The sequence below is a fragment of the Nocardia exalbida NBRC 100660 genome, from assembly GCF_000308575.1.
Taxonomy (GTDB): Bacteria; Actinomycetota; Actinomycetes; order Mycobacteriales; family Mycobacteriaceae; genus Nocardia; species Nocardia exalbida.
This window is the reverse complement of the sequence record NZ_BAFZ01000162.1, coordinates 16235-35133: the sequence shown is the minus strand read 5'-3', so window position 1 is coordinate 35133 and position 18899 is coordinate 16235. Positions and strand designations below refer to the sequence as shown.

The 18899-nt window shown below is 67.4% G+C and carries 7 protein-coding genes; 1 reads left to right on the top strand and 6 read right to left on the bottom strand.

What is annotated here, in order from left to right; all coding sequences use genetic code 11:
* Positions 1 to 66 precede the first annotated feature (66 nt).
* Complete coding sequence (locus ON29_RS31725) at positions 67 to 1047, top strand: alpha/beta fold hydrolase (protein ID WP_051175822.1); 981 nt, start codon at positions 67 to 69, stop codon at positions 1045 to 1047.
* A 366-nt stretch (positions 1048 to 1413) separates the two neighbouring features.
* Here ON29_RS31725 and ON29_RS31720 read toward each other — a convergent pair whose 3' ends face one another.
* The 6 genes from ON29_RS31720 to ON29_RS34190 are packed head-to-tail and all read right to left on the bottom strand — an operon-like array spanning position 1414 to position 18759.
* The gene (locus ON29_RS31720; RefSeq protein WP_040871898.1) at positions 1414 to 2046 is read right to left on the bottom strand and encodes a GNAT family N-acetyltransferase; all 633 of its coding nucleotides are present in this window, start codon (positions 2044 to 2046) and stop codon (positions 1414 to 1416) included.
* Complete coding sequence (locus ON29_RS31715) at positions 2043 to 3251, bottom strand: cytochrome P450 family protein (RefSeq protein WP_040871897.1); 1209 nt, start codon at positions 3249 to 3251, stop codon at positions 2043 to 2045. The genes ON29_RS31720 and ON29_RS31715 overlap by 4 nt, the downstream gene beginning before the upstream one ends.
* Positions 3248 to 3913: a glutathione S-transferase family protein gene (locus tag ON29_RS31710; protein WP_217999367.1), complete on the bottom strand. Its 666-nt coding sequence runs from the start codon at positions 3911 to 3913 to the stop codon at positions 3248 to 3250. The genes ON29_RS31715 and ON29_RS31710 overlap by 4 nt, the downstream gene beginning before the upstream one ends.
* Positions 3910 to 6900, bottom strand: coding sequence for a type I polyketide synthase (locus ON29_RS31705; RefSeq protein ID WP_051175821.1), 2991 nt, complete (start codon positions 6898 to 6900; stop codon positions 3910 to 3912). The genes ON29_RS31710 and ON29_RS31705 overlap by 4 nt, the downstream gene beginning before the upstream one ends.
* Positions 6897 to 12188, bottom strand: coding sequence for a type I polyketide synthase (locus ON29_RS31700; protein ID WP_040871896.1), 5292 nt, complete (start codon positions 12186 to 12188; stop codon positions 6897 to 6899). Before ON29_RS31700 ends, ON29_RS31705 begins: the two co-directional genes overlap by 4 nt.
* Positions 12181 to 18759, bottom strand: a complete 6579-nt coding sequence (locus ON29_RS34190; protein WP_245549281.1) for a type I polyketide synthase — start codon at positions 18757 to 18759, stop codon at positions 12181 to 12183. Before ON29_RS34190 ends, ON29_RS31700 begins: the two co-directional genes overlap by 8 nt.
* Positions 18760 to 18899: the final 140 nt, after the last annotated feature.

Sequence of the window (18899 nt, the reverse complement as noted above, 5' to 3'; positions counted from 1 at the left end):
CAACGACCTTCGGAAGAATAGTTCTGGCGTACAAGCAATGTCGGTACTACACGCATAATCCTCGACATGGACGAGATGCGGATCATCACCGAGGACGGCGTCGGACTGCATGTCGAACTCGACGGAGACCCGGCCGGTCCGCACACCGTCCTCTTCGTCAACGGTATCAATACCGGCTTGATCTATTGGGGCCATCAGCGCGCGACTCTCGCCGACCTGGGCCGCATGGTGCTGTTCGACCACCGTGGGCACGGACGCTCCGACGAACCGGCGGCCGGCCGGGCCACGGTCGCGCAGCTAGGGCGGGACATCGGAACGGTCATCGACGCTATCGCATCCGAGCGTCCGGTAGTGATCGTCGCGCACTCACTCGGTGGGATGGCGGTGTCCGCCTTGGCCGAACAGCGTCCGGAGCTTTTCGGACGCCTGGTGGCCGGAGTCGCACTCCTGGACTGTGTTCCCCGCAGGTGGGGTGCGATTGCCCTGCGTCTCCCTGACTTCGTCGTCGGTTCGGTGGTGCGGATGCTGTGGTGGGCGATACCCCCGTTGCGTCGCCTGCTCACCGACACCAGCGAACGCCGACACCGTGAACTCACCGGACGTCGGACCGCGCCGAGCAGCTACGCGCCCTTCGTCTCGCTACGCCGGGCCCGCAGGCTGATCGCTTCCCTGCGAACGATGACGTTGCTGTCATTGCTGGCCGATGTGTCGACCTGTGACCACAGCGCCGGCCTGCCGGTTCTCGGTCGCGCACGGGTCCTGGTCATCGCGGGCGCCGAAGACCGCATGATCCCTTTACGACACAAGGTGCGCGCCGCCGCCTGGATACCCGGTGCTGAGCTGGTGATCGTAGCGGATGCCGGTCACCTCAGCTCGATCGTCAAACCAGCCTGCGTCGATGGGCATCTGCGCGCCTTCATCAGCGCACTACCGGTCTCGCACATTCAGCTCAACAGCCAGGAGGGCGAAGACGATCGCGATGATGCCGATTCGCGACCAATGCTCACCGAAGGCGGCGCTGGTCACGCGCGCGACCCACAATCCTGAAGGCACCCACCGACCAACGTGTCAACGGTCGGTCGAGCGATGAATCTCTGGACATCCAAGGGAAGCGCGGGTACAACTCCGATCCGGGCGGCGGTGGCGGGAACAGCGGTGACGACGACCGTGGCATCTCGGCGACGATGGGGGTGCAAAGGCCCCGGCGACATCTGAGACGGAAGCGATGTCCGACTCCCCGAGCATCCCGCACACCGGCTGAGTCCAGCCACCGGGATTCCCGGTGCCACGGTCCACGTGGCCGACACCGCGACCGCGGACGCCGAGGTGGTGCTCACGATCGGCGGCAACCTGGTTCGGTTCACTACCGGCGGCGGTGGTCGCGGGCCCCGAGTCTCGTTCCGGAGACGTAGTTCATCGACCGGACGTGTTCCGGACGACGATCGCGCCGTAGTCCCTGCTCGGCGGATCTGGATAGTATCCGGGGATGATGTGCCGTCGGTCCGGCACCAGATAGCCATGCCCCCGGTACATCTCCAGGAACGGATCGACGAGGCAGCCGCCGAGCTGACGAAACGCGTAGTCGCCTGCGTCGATCTCACCGAACCGGCGGCAATAGGCGTCGTAGCCGGGGATCTTGGCTCCGGTGAGAACATAGTCCAGCGCCAACCGCTCGGCCAGCTCGACCGGGGTCTCCATCATCACCGCGTATGCCATTCCGCCGCGCGCGCTCCGCTTCAATGAGCCGGAGGCGAGGTAGATGGCGTTCGCGGTGTCCAGACCTATCGTCGGGTAGTAGCCGTGACCGGTGACCGTATCCCAATCGCTGAGTTCGGCGATCTTGTCCGGCGTGTAGCGCATGGGGAAGCCCATCAAGGTTCCGACGACCTCATCGTCCTGCTCGAAAATCCAGAATCCCTCGGGGAAGGCGCGCAGGCGAGCTGTCATCTGGTCCCGGCTCGCCCGCTGGGATTCCTCCCAGTCCTGCTCGACGGCCATGATCTCATCCAGGTCGTCCAGCGCCGCCTGGCGCACTCTGATCGTCATCGCGCTTCCCAGGTCACAGGCAGGCATTCCAGGCCGTGGACGAATACGCCGATCTTCCATCGCAACGTGTCCGGATCGGCGGCGAACCCCAGGCCGGGAAAGCGCTGCACCAGGGTGCCGACAGCCACCTGCGCCTCGAGTTTTGCCAGCGACGATCCGAGACAGAAGTGCAGGCCATGGCCGAACCCCAGATGCTGGTTCGGTGTCCTGGTGATGTCGAACCGGTCCGGTTGGGGAAACCGTTCCTCGTCGTGATGTGCCGACAGCAACGAAGCGACGACCAGTTCCTCGGCCGGAATGACCGTGCCTTGGAACTCGACATCGGTCAGCGGAAAGGCCCCGGTGCTGTTGGCTACCGGCGGGCAGTATCGCAACACCTCCTCGATGGCTGGTTCGATGAGTTCAGGCGTGTCGCGCAGCCGCCGCATCTGCTCTGGGTGACGGAGCAGCGCCCACACCCCGTTGCCGATGAGGTTGCCCGTCGTCTCGAACCCTGCTGCGATGAGCAGGAAGACCATGCTCATCAGTTCTACCGATGAGAGCCGGTCGCCATGCGTCTGCGCCTCGATCAACGCGCTGGTGAGGTCGTCGCGAGGGTGCCTGCGGCGCAGCTCGAGGAATTCCTCGAGGTACTGCTGAAACTCGATCGCCATCCGGCGCAGGGCGTCGAAGTCTCCTTCCGACGGCGGAGCAATCAGAATTCTGGTCCACTCCCGGAAGCGCTCCTGGTCTTCGATCGGAACCCCGATCAGCTCGACCAGCACGGTGATCGGCAACCGGAATGCCAGTGTGTCGAGCAGGTCCACCGAGTCCTGCTGCTCGGCGAGGTCCAGCAGCCTCTGCGTCGCCTCGGCGATGAGTGGGCGCAGCTGCGAGATCCGGCGGGGAGTGAACGCTTTGGCCACCAGTGCGCGCATCCTGCTGTGCTCGGGCGGATCGGCGTAGAGCATGTGCTTGTCCAGCCGGTCGAATTCGGTGACCCGGAAGTACCGGGAACGTGCCTGATCGGACAGTTTCCGCTTGTCCTTGCTGAAACGGGGATCACGGAGCAGTTCCACCACGTCGGCGTAGCGGGTCACGCGCCACTCGGGCGCCCCCTGGTGCGGATTGAACAGCCGGACGATCGGTGCCTCGGCACGCATCCGCGCCAGCGTCGGCAACGGATCGACCCGCATCTGCTCACCCCACAGATCGAACTGGTTCATTCGGGTCGCTCCAGCACCTTGCCGACTCGAAGCCAAGTCGGCCTTCCACTGATCTCCCGCCACCACCGCGCCAGGTTCGGCCGCGCATCGATCAGGTCCGCGCCGTTGGAGGCGACCAGATATTGCAAGTAGGGCAGCCAGGTGACCTCGGCGAGTGAGAACTCGGGGCCGGCGAGGAATTCCTGCCTGGACAGCGTGGCGTCCGCGACGTCGAAAGGTGTCTCCAGCGCGGCGCGGGCAGCGGCGATAGCGTCCTGGTCCGGCGGCGGCGGCAACAGCGCGGCAGCGGGGCTGCTCCGGATGATCTCGTAGACCGGGCCGCCACGGACCAGCTCCCACACCGGGCCGCTGACATAGCTTTGCTCGATGCTGATCCACTGTTCCATCAGCCCGTGCAGCTGAAGGTTGTCCGGCGTCAGCGCGGGGCCCGGCAGCCGCTGATCGAGATAGCGGATGATCGCCCGCGATTCGTACAGCAGGAACCCGTCGTCTTCGAGTACCGGAATCTCACCGAAGGGCTGGCGTTGCCGGTGTTCCGGAGACTTGTCGTGTCCTTTGAGAACACTCACCTCGACCAGCTCGGCTTGCTGGTCCTTCTCGGCCAGCACCATCAACACTTTGTGCGTGCACGCGCTGGTGGCTGTCCCGTAAACCTTGATCATGATTCATCCTCTTCGCGCTCCGCGAGCATCTTCAGCAAGTACCGAGTGATCGCCCGTGGGGTCGGGTGATCGAAGGCGAGAGTGGATGGCAGCGCGAGTCCCGTTCGCGCGGCCAGTTCATGCCGCAGTTGCACGGTCATCAGCGAATCCATGCCCAGCTCCATGAACTTGCCGTCGACCGGGACATCGGATGGCGAAGACAACTGGAGCACGGTAGCCGCGTCCGCGCGTACCGCCGACTCGATCGCGGCCTCTCGCTCGCCATCCGGCAGCCCGATCAGCTCCGCGAGCCAATGCACCGGCTCGACGGCGACCTGTTCGCGTGGGGGTTCCGGGGTGTCGAGCCAGTGACGCTTGCGCTGCCACGGATAGTGTGGCAACAACACCACCGGGCGGCGATCCGGGTAAAGGCCGCCGAAGTTCACCGGATACCCCGCGGTGTAGAGGTCGGCGACCGCGTTCAGCAGGCTGAGCATTTCCGGACGCTCCCTGCGCAGCGTCGGTATGGCCGCCGGCGCGCCGAGACAGTTCGCGACATGGCCGGCCAGCACAGAGTGCGGTGCTATCTCGAGAAAGAGCCGCTGCCCGTCTCTGCCCGCAGCGTGCACGGCTTCGGCGAACCGCACCGGATGCCGGACATTGTCCGCCCAGTACTCCCCGGTCAATTCATTTCCGGCGATCCGGTCTCCGCGTGCCGTGCTGTACATGGGGCACGCGGTCCGGCCCGCCTCGACCGTGCCGAGCTCCTGCGCGAGCTCCACGGCCTGTGGAGCCATCGACGGGGAGTGGAACGCGTAGTCGACCGGCAGCCGATGGCAGCGAACGCCTTGTCGCTGCAGTGGGCCGAGCACGGTGTGCAGCTCGTCCACCGTGCCGGACAGCACGACGGAGTTGTCGTCGTTGATCGCGGCCACCGCGACCGAAGTGTCGGTCGCGGACAACAAGGCCGCGACCTCATCGTGGGCCAGCTCGACCGCGACCATCGTCCCCGAACCGGCTGCCCGCGCCATGATGCGGCCTCTGGACACCACGATCCTGATGGCTTCCGCGAGACTCAACGCACCTGCGACGTGCGCTGCGGCGATTTCACCGACGCTGTGCCCGATGACCGCGTCCGGTCGGATGCCCCATGAGGACAGCAGGGCGGCCAGCGCGACCTGGAAGGCGAACAGCGCGGGCTGGGCGATCTCGGTGCGCCGCAACCTCGACCGGTCCGGTGGTGCGGCCAGCTCCGCGAGCAGCGAAAAGGATGCGTTCTTCGCGATGAGCTCATCGCATTGACCGAGCACAGCGGCGAAAACCGGCTCGCTGGATCGCAATTGCTGTCCCATGCCGATCCACTGCGAGCCCTGTCCGGAGAAGACATAGGTGAGCGCAGGCGGCGCGGCGGCTCGTGCCACGGTGGCGCCGTCCCGTGCGAAGGCGCGCAGCTTCCCGGCCAATTCGGCTCCGGACTCCCCGACCACCGCGGTCCGCCACTCGTGATGATCACGCCGTGCCCCCGCGGTATAGGCGATATCGTGCGGATCGTTGCCCCGTTCGAGGACACTCGCGTGTGCCGAAGCAAGCTCGGTCAGCGCCGCGGGGCTGCGTGCCGACAGCGGGAGCACAACGGGCCCGGCGCGCGGTGGCACCTGCTCGGGCGTAGGCGCTTCGGCAACGACGACATGCGCGTTGGTGCCGCTCATGCCGAACGAACTGACACCTGCGATGCGTGGCCGATCGCTTTGAGGCCACGCCACGGCCGTCTTCGGGATCACGAATGGTGTTCCGGTCAGGGAAATCCTCGGATTCAGGGTGCTGAAGTGCAGGTTGCGGGGGATCTCCGCATTCCGCAATGCCAGTACCGCCTTGATCAATCCGGCGATCCCGGCGGCGGCTTCGAGATGCCCGACGTTGGTCTTGACGGCGCCGAGTACACAACCGCCGCTGTCGGGCTCCGGTTCGCCGAAGACTTCGGTCAAGGCCTCGATCTCGATCGGGTCCCCGAGCGCTGTTCCGGTGCCGTGAGTTTCCACGTATCCGATGTCGTCGGGTCGCACCCGCGCATCGGCGAAGGCCTGACGCAGCATGTCCTTTTGCGCCGATGGGTTCGGCGCGGTCAGTCCGGCCGAGCGACCGTCCGAGTTCATCGAGGAACCCCGCAGCACGGCAAGCACCCGATCACCGTCGGCCAGCGCGTCGGACAGTCTCTTCAGCACCACGATTCCGCAACCCTCGCCTCTGACGAACCCATTCGCACGCGCGTCGAATGCGCGACACCGGCCGTCCGGCGACAGCGCCTGCAGATCGGCCACTATCTGGGTCACCGACTCGTCGAGAACGAGATTCACTCCCCCGGCCAGCGCGAGCGAGCTCTCTCCTGTCCGCAGACTGCGAATCGCCAGGTGTACCGCAACCAGCGACGATGAGCACGCGGTGTCCACCGCGAGACTCGGCCCCCGCAGTCCGAGCAGGTAGGACAACCGGCCCGCACCGAAACAGTGGGCCGTTCCGGTGCCCGCGTACCCGCCCATCGCGCCGGATCTGGCGCTGAGCAGCAGATAGTCGTTGCTGCTCATGCCGACGAACACACCGGTTCTGCTACCGATCAGCCGCTCGGTCACCACGCCGGCGTCTTCCAGCGCTTCCCAGGCGACTTCGAGCAGCAGCCGATGTTGCGGATCCAGCGCCGCGGCCTCCCTCGGCGAGATTCCGAAGAACGCCGCGTCGAAACCGTCGACAGCGGAGAGGAAGGCACCTGTTCGCGCGGCATCGTCGGTGGCGCGAGCCGGCCGCTCGGACACCGCGTCGACGCCGTCGGAGAGCAACGTCCAGAATGATTCCGGGTCGTCGGCGCCGCCGGGGAAGCGGCAGCCCATGCCGATCACGGCGACAGGTTCGGATTGCTGCCGCGTCAGCCGCGCGACCTCGGCCTCCAGGCTCCGCAGCGCGGCAGCCGCTTTCACCAGGCGCGAGCGGTAGCCTTCCTCGTCGATGACGGTCACGGCAACTGCCTGCGCTCGAGCCGGTCGATCGAATCGTCGATCTGCGCCAGCAGGTCGCGGAGGTCATCGACCTCGTCGATGGCCTCCTGGGGCTCGGCCATACCGAGCACGTCGAGTAGCTGTTCGGTCAATGCCCGTACCGTCGGTGCGCTGTACAGCAGCGTCGCGGACAGCCGCACGCCGAGCGCCGCCTCCAGCCGGTTCCGCAGTTCCAGCGCCATCAGCGAGTCGACTCCCATGCTGGTCAGCGGTGCCTTCCGGTCGATCGCAGCCGCGTCGAGATGCAGGATCCGGCCGAGTTGCTCAGTAACGACGTCGTCGATCAAGCGTGGGCGTTCGGCAGGTGTCGCCGCGCGCAGCCGGTCGGCGAACCAGGGATCCGATGGCCTGCTCGCACTCTCCCTCCCATCGTCACCGAATTCGGTGAACAGCGACGCACCGGCCGAAGCCGGGTAGAACGCCAGCCACTGTCGCAGATCGAGATTGGCCGCAGCGATCTGGCTGGTGTTGCCACCCAACAGCAGACCGAGGATGTCCGTGCCTTGTTCGGGGGTCAGGGTGCCAACCCCCCGATGCGCGAGTCGCCGGCCTTCGGTGTTGCGTTCCGCCATGATTCCTTCCTGCGAGTACAACCCCCAGTCCACGCACAGAGCCTTTCGGCCACCGTGTTCCCGATGCCGGGCGAGCGCGCCGAGAAATGCGTTGGCAGCCGCGTAGTTTGCCTGCCCCGGCGAGCCGAGCAGGGCAGAGGCCGACGAGTACATCACGAAGAACTCCAGCTCCCGGTCCTCGGTGAGCTCATGCAGATTCCAAGCCCCCCGCATCTTGGGTGCCAGCACGCGGTCGTATCGCTCGGCATCCAGTTCCAGAATGGTCCGATCGTCGAGCACCATGGCCGCGTGCAGCACTCCGCGCAGTGGCGGCATCCGGGCGTCGATGTCCGCGAGCAGCGCGGCGACGTCCTGGCGCCGGGCCACGTCCGCCCGCGCGACCACGACCTCGACGCCTTCGCTCCTGAGCTCGTCGATTCTGGCCCGCACGTCCGGAACCGGATCATGCCGTCCGGCCAGCACGAGGTGCCGCGCACCGTGTGCGGCCAGCCAGCGCGCCAAACCGATGCCGAGCCCGCCGAGCCCGCCACTGATCAGGTACGTGCCCCGGGCGAAGGACAGTTCGACGTCCCGTGGCTCGAACGAGGCCCGTACCAGCCTCGCCACATTCCGCCCTTCCTCCCGTAAGGCGATCTCGTCCTCGCCGTCCGCACCGACCAACTCGGGAAGGAGTTCGTCGGCGCAACGGGGTGGCGCCCAACCCGATCCGAGGTCGACCCGCACGCACGCCAGTTCGGGGTGCTCCACGCTCAATGTCCTTGCCAATCCCCACAACGGCGCCTGGGACACCTCGACCGGTTCGTGGCCCACCTGCTGCGCGCCTCTGGTGACCAACCACAGCCGGGGATGGTCTCGCGGACGGAGGCGAGCGAGTGCGCGGACGAGCCGCACTGTGCTGAGTCCGGTGATGTGCTGATCGGCGGTCAGCGTGTCGGCGGTGACATTTTCGGTACCGGTGGTGTCCAGGCTCCACAGATGCACTACCCCGATGCAGGCGCTTTCGCCATCGGCGGCGACGTCGTCGAGCAGCGCGCTCCACGCATCGTCATCGGCGACGTCGATGTCCCGATTGCCGACCAGTACGCAGGTTTGACCACGCTGTTCGAGCAGCGTGGCCAGACGTGTACCGACACCGGCGGAGTCGGTGAGCACCAGCCACGTCCCCGAAGGCCCATCGCCAGGGTCCGGGGCAACGAGCCGCTCTGCGGCGCGCCATGCCACCCGGTAGAGCCAGTCCCGGTACGGTCCCGGTCCGGCTGGCCTTGCCACTGTCAATCCCTCGACCTCGATCAGCACGGTGCCGTCTTCGTCGAGCACCAGCAGATCCCCACTGTCCTCGGTGGGCCGGGCAAGGGCGTGCACCCACACACGGCCACCTGGTGTCCGGTGCATTCGGAGCCGGTCGATCCGAACCGGAATGACCCCGCCGCCGGCCCGCTGGTCGAGTAGCACGCTGCCGAGCACTTGGAAACAAGCGTCCAGCAGCGCAGGGTGACAGACATACCCCGGAGACGAGCCGGTCAGCTCGACCAAGGCCACGCCCTCCCCGTCACCGGTCCACATTCGTTGCACACCACGGAAAGCCGGGCCGTAGTCGACAGCTCGCCCGGCATACCGCGCGTAGTGCTCCGCTACGGATACCTCGGTGCCGCACCGGTTCCGCACCGACGATGGCGGCTCGGCCCTCGGCGGTCCCTCGCCACCGTGACGGGCGGTCCCGTGCGCGCACAGAACCCACGGTTCGCCCCTCGTCGCTCGGCAATACACCTGGAAATGGTCGGAGTCCTCGATGAACTGGACGTGTCCCGAGCCGTCCTTCGCGAGAATCGCCATTCGGTCGAATGCGATGTCCTCCAGCACCATCGATCGTCCGCATGCGCCGAGCGCCATTTCGACATATCCCGACGCCGGGAACACCACCGCGCCGTCGACCATGTGGTCGGCCAGGTACGGCAGATTCAGCTCGCGCTCCCAGATCCGGGTACCCGGTGAGGTTGCCGGGCTGACCGGCCCACCGAGCAATGGATGCCCGTGCTCGGCGCGCGCAGCCGGAGTTCGATCCACCCAGTACCGCTGGCGCCGCCACGGGTAGGCGGGCAGTGGCACGCAGCGTCCGCCACTCCGGTGGAGGGCGGGCCAGTCCACCTGGCAGCCGCGGACATACAGTGCGGCGAGCGATTCCAGGAAAACCGCGCGCTCATCGTGTTCGCGCCGCCCGGACGCAACGACCAGGCCTCCGTCCTCTTCGATCGAGGGCAGCAGGATGGGGTGCGGGGTCAGCTCGACGAAGATCGTGCGCCCCAGCGCCATGCAGTCACGGACCGCCTGCGCGAACAACACGGGTTCACGAAGGTTGCGTATCCAGTAGGCGGTATCCAGCTCGGCCCCGTCGCAGACCTTACCGAGCACGGTGGACCACATCGGCACCGTGGTGGCCTTCGGCGTCAGCGCGCCGAGTTGGCGACTCAATTCATCGGTGATGGCATCGACCTGTGGGCTGTGCGCGGCGACCTCGACCTTGATCCGACGACAGAACACCCCCGCACCGGTCAGCTCGGCCACGAGCTCGTTCAGTGTGTCCGGATCACCGGAGAGCACCGTCGAGCGCGCGCTGTTGCTCGCCGCGATCGACACCCGATCGGCGACTCCGGACAGCGCCGCGCTCGCTCGCTCGATCGGCAGTTCCACCAGCGCCATCGCGCCGCGCCCGGCCAGTGCGCGCAGCAATCGGCTGCGGCGGCAGATGACGCGCGCCGCGTCGGTCAGCGTGAGCGCGCCGGCCACATGCGCGGCGGCCACCTCACCCATGCTGTGCCCGATGACGGCGTCCGGCTCGATGCCCTTCGATCGCCACAGTGCCGCCAACGCGACCTCCATCGCGAACAGGACCGGCTGCACGACGTCCACCCGGTCGAGCCGCGACGTGGTCGGCCCGGCGGTCAATTCATCGATGACAGACCATCCGGTCTCGTTTCTGATCGCGTCGTCGCATGTCTCGACAGCCGCTCGGAACGCGGGCTCGCCGGCGAGCAGTGCACGCCCCATGCCGAGCCACTGCGAGCCCTGGCCAGGGAACACGAAAACCACTCTCGGCCGTTCGGCCGGCTCAGTGCCGGGCACCAGGCGCGGCGGCCCGTCGCCGGGCAGCACCCAGGCGGCCCGGAGCCGATGATGATGCCTGCGGACAGCCGCGGTGTAGGCGATATCCGGGATCTCGGCCTGCCGCTCGTCGAGCATGGCGCGGAACGCGGCGACCAAATCGGTGAGTGCGCCCGCATCGCGCGCGGAGATCGGCACCAGTGCCGGTCCGGGTTCGGTCACGGGAGGCTCGGCCTGCTCCGGCGGATCGGCGACGATGACGTGCGCATTGGTGCCGCTGATGCCGAACGAGCTGACACCCGCCAACCGCGTCGCACCGTCGCGTTTGGGCCACGAAACCGGGTCACTCGGCAGAACCAGGGCGGTTCCGGTGAGGTCGATCCTGGGATTGACGGTGCGCAAGTGCAGGTTCGCCGGGATGCGCTCCCGCTGCAGCGCGAGCACGACCTTGATGAGCCCTATCACCCCGGCAGCCGCTTCGAGATGCCCGATATTGGTCTTCACCGCGCCGAGCACGCAACGCGAACCATCGTCGCGCAACCCGCCGAGCACGTCGGCGAGCGCGTCCACTTCGATCGGATCACCGAGCGGGGTTCCGGTGCCGTGCGTCTCGACGTAACTGATGTCCGCCGCCTCGGCGCGGGCGCTGCGCAACGCCTGACGGAGCAAAGCCTTCTGCGCCGAGACGTTCGGCGCGGTCAGCCCGGAGGAACGGCCATCGGAGTTCACCGCGGAACCACGGATCACCGCGAGCACCGGATCGCCGTCGGCCACCGCGTCGGAAAGCCGTCGCAGGACCAGCATCCCGCAGCCCTCGCCCCGGACATAGCCGTTGGCCAGCGCATCGAAGGTTTTGCATCGCCCGTCCTCGGACAGCGCGCGCGAGCTGGCCAGCATGTCGGTCATGTCTCTGGCCAGCATCAGGTTGACCCCACCGGCCAGCGCCATCGCGCTCTCTCCGGAACGGAGGCTCTGGACCGCGAGATGCACGGCGACCAGCGACGACGAGCACGCCGTGTCCACGACCATGCTGGGTCCCTGCAGCCCGAGCACGTAGGACAGCCGTCCTGCGGGGAACGAGTGCCCGTTGCCGGTCACCGTGTAGATGTCCCGGTTTCCGAGGCTCAGCCGGTCGTAGTCGGTGACGACAACACCGGTGAAGACACCGGTTCTCGAGCCCGCCAGCCGGTCGGGCCGAGCGTGCCCGGCCTGTTCCAGCGCCTCCCAGGCGACTTCCAGCAGCAGGCGCTGCTGGGGGTCCATCGCCTCGGCCTCCCGGGGCGCGATGCCGAAGAAGGCGGCGTCGAAGGCGTCCACATCGGACAGAAAGCCACCCCAGCGCGTCGGACTGCCGACCTCACCCACCCACCGGTCCGGAGGCACTTCGGTGATCGCATCGACGCCGTCGTCGAGCAATTGCCAGAATTCGTCGGGGCCGCGGCCGCCGCCCGGCACACGGCAGCCCATGCCGATAATGGCGATCGGCTCGGTCTTCGCCATCAGCTCCCCGTCCAGCCGGGCTTGCAGTGTCCGCATAGCCGCCAAGGCCTTCTTCACGGGCGATGTCTGCTCAGTCATCTTGCTGTTCCTGTTCGACGAGCTGGATGCTCTCCAGCAGCATGGCCTCGGCTTCCTCGTCGGAGAGCAGATCGATGTCCGCTGCCATGCAAGACCGATCGTCCGGTTCCGGATCTCCGGCCGGAGTCTCCCTCCCCGCGAGTTGGTCCGCGACGAACTCGGTGAGCGCGGCGACGGTCGAGTAGGTGAAGACCAGCGCGACGGACAACCGGACGCCGAGCGACGATTCCAGCCGGTTGCGTAGCTCCACCGCCATCAGCGAGTCCATGCCCATGTCCTGGAACGTCGACTGCCGGCTCAGGCTCGGGGGATCTCGTTGCAGCGTCAGGGAAACCTGCTCGATCAGGTGCTGCTCGATCAAGCCGGCCCGTTCCGGGGCGCCGGCCGCGGCCAGCCTGTCGGCGAGCGCGGTGGCGCTCCCCGCGGCACGGATTTCTATCTCATCGAACAGCGGTGTCCCCGCCACGCTGGGGAAGGATTCGTACCAGTGCCGGAGGTTCAGCTTCATCACCGCGAGTTGACCGAGATCCGCAGATACCCCGTGGTCCAATGCGCGCGCGAGGTCTGCCGAGGACGCATCGGCGATGCCGTGTGTCGCCATGCCTGCCTGCGCGAGGTGCAGGCTCAGTGCGCGCAGGCCGCGGGCACGGCGATGGTGTGCGATCGCGTTCATCCGTGCGCTTGCCATCGAGTCGCCCGGAGACCCGAACAACGAGGCGACCGATGAGCAGAGCACGAACAGATCCAGCTCGCGATCGAGCGTGTGTCTATGCCACCGCCAGGCGCTGTCCTCACCATCGGCGTGGATGAGCCCGCGCAATGGGCCCGACACAGCCTCGATCTCGGTGATCAGCCTGGTCATCTCGCGGTCGTCGGTCCCGCACGTGTCGATGGTCGACACCTGCGCTCCCGGAATGCTGATCGGCCCGATGGCGCCGTCTCGGTCCAGTATCACGATGTTGCGCGCACCGCAGTCGGTCATCCACCTGGCGAACGACTCGGCGAGTGCGGCACCCGCGCCGACGATCAGGTATGCGCCGTCCGCCCGTAATGCCGTCGCTCGCTCACGGACGTCCGGCGCGCGAACCAGCCTGGCCACGAACCGGCCACCGGGACGCAGGGCGACATCGGTCTCACGATCATCGCTGAGCAGGACCGTCACCAGCGTGGCCGCCTCATCGAGTGTCGTCTGCTCGGCAAGGTCCACCCGCGTGACCGACAGCTCGGGATGGTCGAGCCCGATCGCCCTGCCGAGTCCCCACAACGCCGCCTGGTCGACATCCACCGCCGATACGTGCTCGCCGACCGCCTGGGCGGCACGGGTCACCAGCCACAGCCGTGGCTGATCGCGCCAGCCCATCCCGGCCAGCGCGTCGGCCAACCCACGCAGGCTCGCGCTGCCGAGACTTCCGATGTGCACAACCCCCGCCGGGGCCGGTCCGGTCAGAACCGCACGCAGAGAGTCTGTTCGGATCGGGTCCGCCGTCTGCGCGGTCACCAGCTCACACTGCTTGCCTCGAGCTCGCAGCTCTTCCGCGAGCTCAGCGCCGAGGCGATCCTCGCCCGCCACCACGATCCACGCCCCGGCTCGATCTGGCACGGGTTGCCGGACCGCTCTTTCGCGCCATTCCACCGTGTACAGGCAATCCGCGACCGTATCGGGATCTGTGAGCCGGCGCAGGCGCACGCCCTCGGCCTGCACCAATACCCGGCCGTCGTCATCGAGCAGGTAGAGGTCGCCGCCCGACCCCGCTGATCGGCCGTGCGCCCATACCGGGCCCGCCGGGGTCCGATGCACTCGCAACCGACCGATCCCGGTCACCACATTGCTTCCGGACGAACCGTTGCACAGGGCGATCAGCGCCTGCAGACCAGCGTCGAGTATCGAGGGAGCGATTCGGTAATCGGTCTCTCGACCATGTGGCAGCTCCGGCGGCACGAGCCGGGCAAGCACTTCCTCGTGGCCGAACCACAGCTCCGATACCCCACGAAGGTGCTCTCCGATTCCCAGCCCCGCCCCGGCCAGCGCGCGGTAGTGCGCTGACCGGTCCCGATGCCCGGTGCAGCGGTGCCGTATCAGGGCGGGGGCCTCGCGCACATCCGGCTTTTCGGTGTCCGGCCCGACGGTGGCCAGTGCGTGCCGCACCCAATCCGGACCACGCTGGCCGAATACCTGGAAGAGCCCCTCCCGTGTGCTGATCACTGTCTGGGTCGTGGGCGCCGCGGCCGCGGTCACTTCCAGCATGCGCTCGAACACCAAGTCGGTGACGACGATGTCCTTGGTCGCGTACGCCTCGGCGCCCGACGCCAATGCCATTTCGGCGAACGCGGCCGCCGAGATCACAGTGGTCCCGCGCACCGTGAGGTCCGCGAGATACGGCAGCCTGACCGGGTCCAGCGCGCGTTGCCAGTAACGGGTTCCCTGCTCTACCGCCGAGATCAGGCCTGTGCCGAGCAACGGATGGCCCCCGCCGTCGCCGGCGAGCGCGGTACGCCGGTCGGCCGCGAGCCAGTATCGCTTCCGTCGCCATTGGTAAGCGGGTAGCGACACGACCCTGCCGGTTTCGAGTAGCCGATCGAAATCCGGCGAGCAGCCACCGGCGTACAGTGCGCCGGCCGCGCGGCGCAGCGCGGATCGTTCGTCCTCGCCCTTGCGTAGCGAACCAACGGCGTGACCTTCGATCCGACGGGCAGCCAGGCATCGCTGGACGTTCTCCAGCAGAACCGGATGCGCGCCGATCTCCAGGAAAACCCGGTATCCGTCGGAGATCGCGGCGTTCATGGCGTCCGCGAACCGCACGGTCTCCCGCACGTTTCGCACCCAGTAGTCCGCGTCGAAACGCTGGTCGCCGACGAGATTCCCGGAGACCGTGCTGTAGATGGGCAACCGACTCGGCCCCGGAGTGAGCGTGCCGAGCGCCTGAGACAATTCGCGCCCGGCCGGGTTCATCCGCGCACTGTGGAACGCGTAACCGACCCGGAGCTCGCGACATGCGATCCCCTCGCCGCGCAGCCGTACGAGCAAGTCGGCCAGTGCGGCGGCGTCACCGGAAACGACGGTCGAATCGGGATCGTTGATCGCGCCGATCGTGAGTTCACCCTGGTACGCGCTGAGCAGATCGCTCATCCGCTCGGCGGGCAGTTCCACCGAAGCCATACCACCTTCTCCGGCCGCGGCCTGCATCAACCGGCCCCGGTGATACACCACCTCGACCGCTTCGGCGAGGGACAGCGACCCGGCCAGGTACGCGGCGGTGACTTCGCCGACGCTGTGGCCGATCAACGCGTCCGGCGCAAGCCCCCATGCCTGCCACAGCCGCGCGATCCCCACCTGGACAGCGAACAGAGCCGGCTGCGCGACCGCGGTCTCATCGAGGCGGCTTCGTTCCACCGGCGCGGTCAGCTCGGCCGTGAGCGACCAGGTGGTCAGCGGACGCAACCACTTCTCGCATTCTTCGACAGCCGCGCGAAAAACGGGCTCGGCACGCAACAGGTTTCGGCCCATACCGGCCCATTGCGAACCCTGGCCGGAGCACACGAACACGATCGCTCGCCGCTCGCCACGTGCCACGCTGCCCATCCACGCGTTGCCGGGCATGGTCCCCACAGCCGCGGCCCGCAGTGAATCGGCCAGCTCCTTCGCAGACGAACCCGTCACCGCCAGCCGGTGTTCGTGGTGGTCGCGCCGCACCGCGGCCGTGTAACACAGATCGCGCAGGGCGATGTCGTTGTCACCACTGAGCTCGCGTGCCATCGTGGTCGCCGATGCCAGCAGGGAATCGCGAGAGCGGGCGGAGAGCACCAGCAACTCCGTCCGGCCCTGATCCGGCGGCGGCTGGGCGGCTCCCAGGGTGTACAGCGCGCCCAATGAGTCGATCAAGGTCGAGTGGTCGCGGTCCGCACGGCGCAATGTCGGCAGCGCCGTGCCGCCGTGCTGCTCGACTACCGACGTGAGAATCGGATGCGGGTCGACGTCGACGAAGACCTGGCGCCCCCCGGCGAGCAGGTGTTCCATCACGGTATCGAACCGCCATGGTTCGCGTTCGGTGCGCACCCAGTGCTCGGCATCGAGCAGCGCGCCCTGCATCTGTGCCCCGGTGGCCGAGGAATAGAACGGGATCCGGGTCTCGCCGGGCCGCAGATCAGCGAGCGCGTCCCGCAGGTCAGGCAGGACGGAGTCGACATAGGGACTGTGCGAGGCGTAGTCGACCCTGATCCATGCCGACGCGACCGAGCGCGCGGCGAGTTGGTCCCGTATCACCTTGATTGCTGCTCGATCACCGGAGATGACCGTGGATCCGGGGCTCGCACTGCCCGCGACCCACACCTCACCGCCGTGCCTGGACAGCAGGTCGTTGGTGTCCTCAGCGGAGAGGTCGAGCACGGCCATTCCGCCGTGGCCGGGCAGTCTGCCGGCGATCGCGCTGCGCCTGCACATGATCAGCGCGGCATCATCGAGAGTGATCGCTCCGGCGACGTGCGCGGCGGCGACTTCACCCATGCTCATCCCGGCGACTGCATCCGGCTCGACTCCCTGTGATCGCCACAGGTCGGTCAACGCGAGTTGCATCGCGAAGATCGCCGGCTGGACCAGCTCAGTGCGCTCGATCCAGCTCTCGTCGGCCGAGGTCAGCAGCCGGGTGAGGGACCAGTCGACGTGTGGGCGCAGCGCGGTCTCGCACCGCATGATCGCCGCCCGGAACGCGGGCTCACGCAACAACCGCGCACCCATCCCGGTCCACTGCGCACCCTGGCCACCGAACAGAAACGTGATCCTCGGCCGGTCGCTGCCGGTAATCCCGGTGCTGATTCCGGCTCCGGCACGGCCGCTGAGGAATTTCTCCGCGCCCGCGGCGATATCGTCGCGGTTGCGAACGGACAGTGCGAGCCGGTGTGAGCCGTCCGCCTCGACAGACGCGGCGGCGCACAGTCGGGCGATCGGCGGCAGGTCCCGAGTGGACGCCAGCTCCCGCGCCGCGGCACGGAGGCCGTCTTCGGTGCCCGCGGCAAGGGGCAGCAGGTGGACCGGAGAGTCATCGCCGCTCTCGAGGACCACATGGCAGTTCGTACCGCCGAAGCCGAACGCGCTCACCCCGGCGACGAGGCGACCTTCCGCGTCGCCGTGCCACCGCTCCGCCCGCGTGGGGACCCGTAAACCCCATTGACGGAAGGGGATATTCGGGTTGGGTTCTTCGAACTGGCCGCATGGCGGCACGGTGCGATGCCGCATCGCCAGCAGCACCTTGATCAGGCCGGCGATCCCGGCCGCAGGTTCGAGATGGCCGATCGCGCTCTTGACCGAACCGATCGGCAACAGCTGGTCGCGAGACCGGCCCACGCCGAGTACCGCGCCCAGCGCGCTTGCCTCGATCGGGTCACCGAGCGCCGTTCCCGTCCCGTGCGCCTCGACGTACCCGACCTCGGCAGGCACAACCCCCGCTCGGCGATAAGCGCTACGCAGCAAGGATTCCTGGGCCTGCGGGCTCGGCGCCGTCAGGCCGTTACTGAATCCGTCGTGGTTCACCGCGCTGCCCTTCAGCACGCCGTGAATCGGATCACCGTCGGCGAGTGCCCGATCGAGCGGCTTGAGCACGATCATCCCGCCACCTTCGCCGCGGCCGTATCCATCCGCACGCGCGTCGAACGCCTTGGACCGCCCGTCTGGTGCCAGCGCGCCGAGCCGGGACAGTGCGTGCACCGTGTCCTGCGCCAGCATCAGGCTCACGCCACCGGCCAACGCGAGATCACACTCGCCTTCACGCATGCTCTGAGCCGCGAGGTGGACCGCGACCAGTGACGACGAGCATGCGGTATTCACCTGAAGGCTCGGCCCGCGCGCACCGAGCGTGTAGGACAATCGGGCGGGAATAATGCTCGGATCGCCTCCGGCCAAGGTGTGCTGGGTGACCAGGTCGGGGTCCGCGCGGATTCCCGCCCCGTATTCACTCCACATCGCACCGACGAAAACTCCGGTCCGGCTGCCTTCGAGACCGCTAGGCGGAATGCCCGCGTCATCGAGAGCTTCCTGCATCAGTTCGAGCATGAGCCGTTGCTGCGGATCGACGTGCGGAGCCTCCCGGGGAGAGATACCGAAGAATTCCGGGTCGAACTCGTCGATCCGGTCGAGGAACCCGCCGCGCGGCGGACTGTCGCGAGCCCATCGACCGTCCGGCGGTTGGGTGAGCGCGTCCGCACCTGAGCTGAGTAATCGCCAGAATGCCGTCGCGTCGGGAGCGCCGGGGAACCGGCAAGAAAGACCGACGATCGCTATCGGCTGACCTTGAGCTGGCGTTTCACGCTGCACCGGCGGCGTCGACCCGGCGCCGGTCAGCCTGCGCGCCAGCGTGATCGGCGACCGATGCGCCCAGAACAGGACTGGCGACACGGGGTGCCCCCCTGCCTCACTCAACTCGTCGGCGAGCGTCGTCAACATCAACGAATCGAGCCCGTAGCTGGTAAACGGCTCACGTCCATCGATTGCACCGGGATCCAGCCCGCTCAGGGCGGCGGTTCTAGCTATGAGCCAGTCCCGGACAGATTCCATTGACCAGGACAACACGGGTGAAACCACCTCCAGCAACGATCCAGTTCGTGGCTTGTCCCGATGACCCACCGGCAGCTCATCCGAATCAGACCAGATGGTATCCCTGCTGAATTACCTATGTAAAGCGCGGGATTCGTAGGTCGGCTTCAGGTGTTTCGAAGCGGATT

Bases quoted from the DNA above. Each gene is read 5' to 3' on its own strand.
- ON29_RS31725 (WP_051175822.1), top strand. From the start codon at position 67: ATGGACGAGATGCGGATCATCACCGAGGACGGCGTCGGACTGCATGTC.
- ON29_RS31720 (WP_040871898.1), bottom strand. From the start codon at position 2,046: ATGACGATCAGAGTGCGCCAGGCGGCGCTGGACGACCTGGATGAGATC.
- ON29_RS31715 (WP_040871897.1), bottom strand. From the start codon at position 3,251: ATGAACCAGTTCGATCTGTGGGGTGAGCAGATGCGGGTCGATCCGTTG.
- ON29_RS31710 (WP_217999367.1), bottom strand. From the start codon at position 3,913: ATGATCAAGGTTTACGGGACAGCCACCAGCGCGTGCACGCACAAAGTG.
- ON29_RS31700 (WP_040871896.1), bottom strand. From the start codon at position 12,188: ATGACTGAGCAGACATCGCCCGTGAAGAAGGCCTTGGCGGCTATGCGG.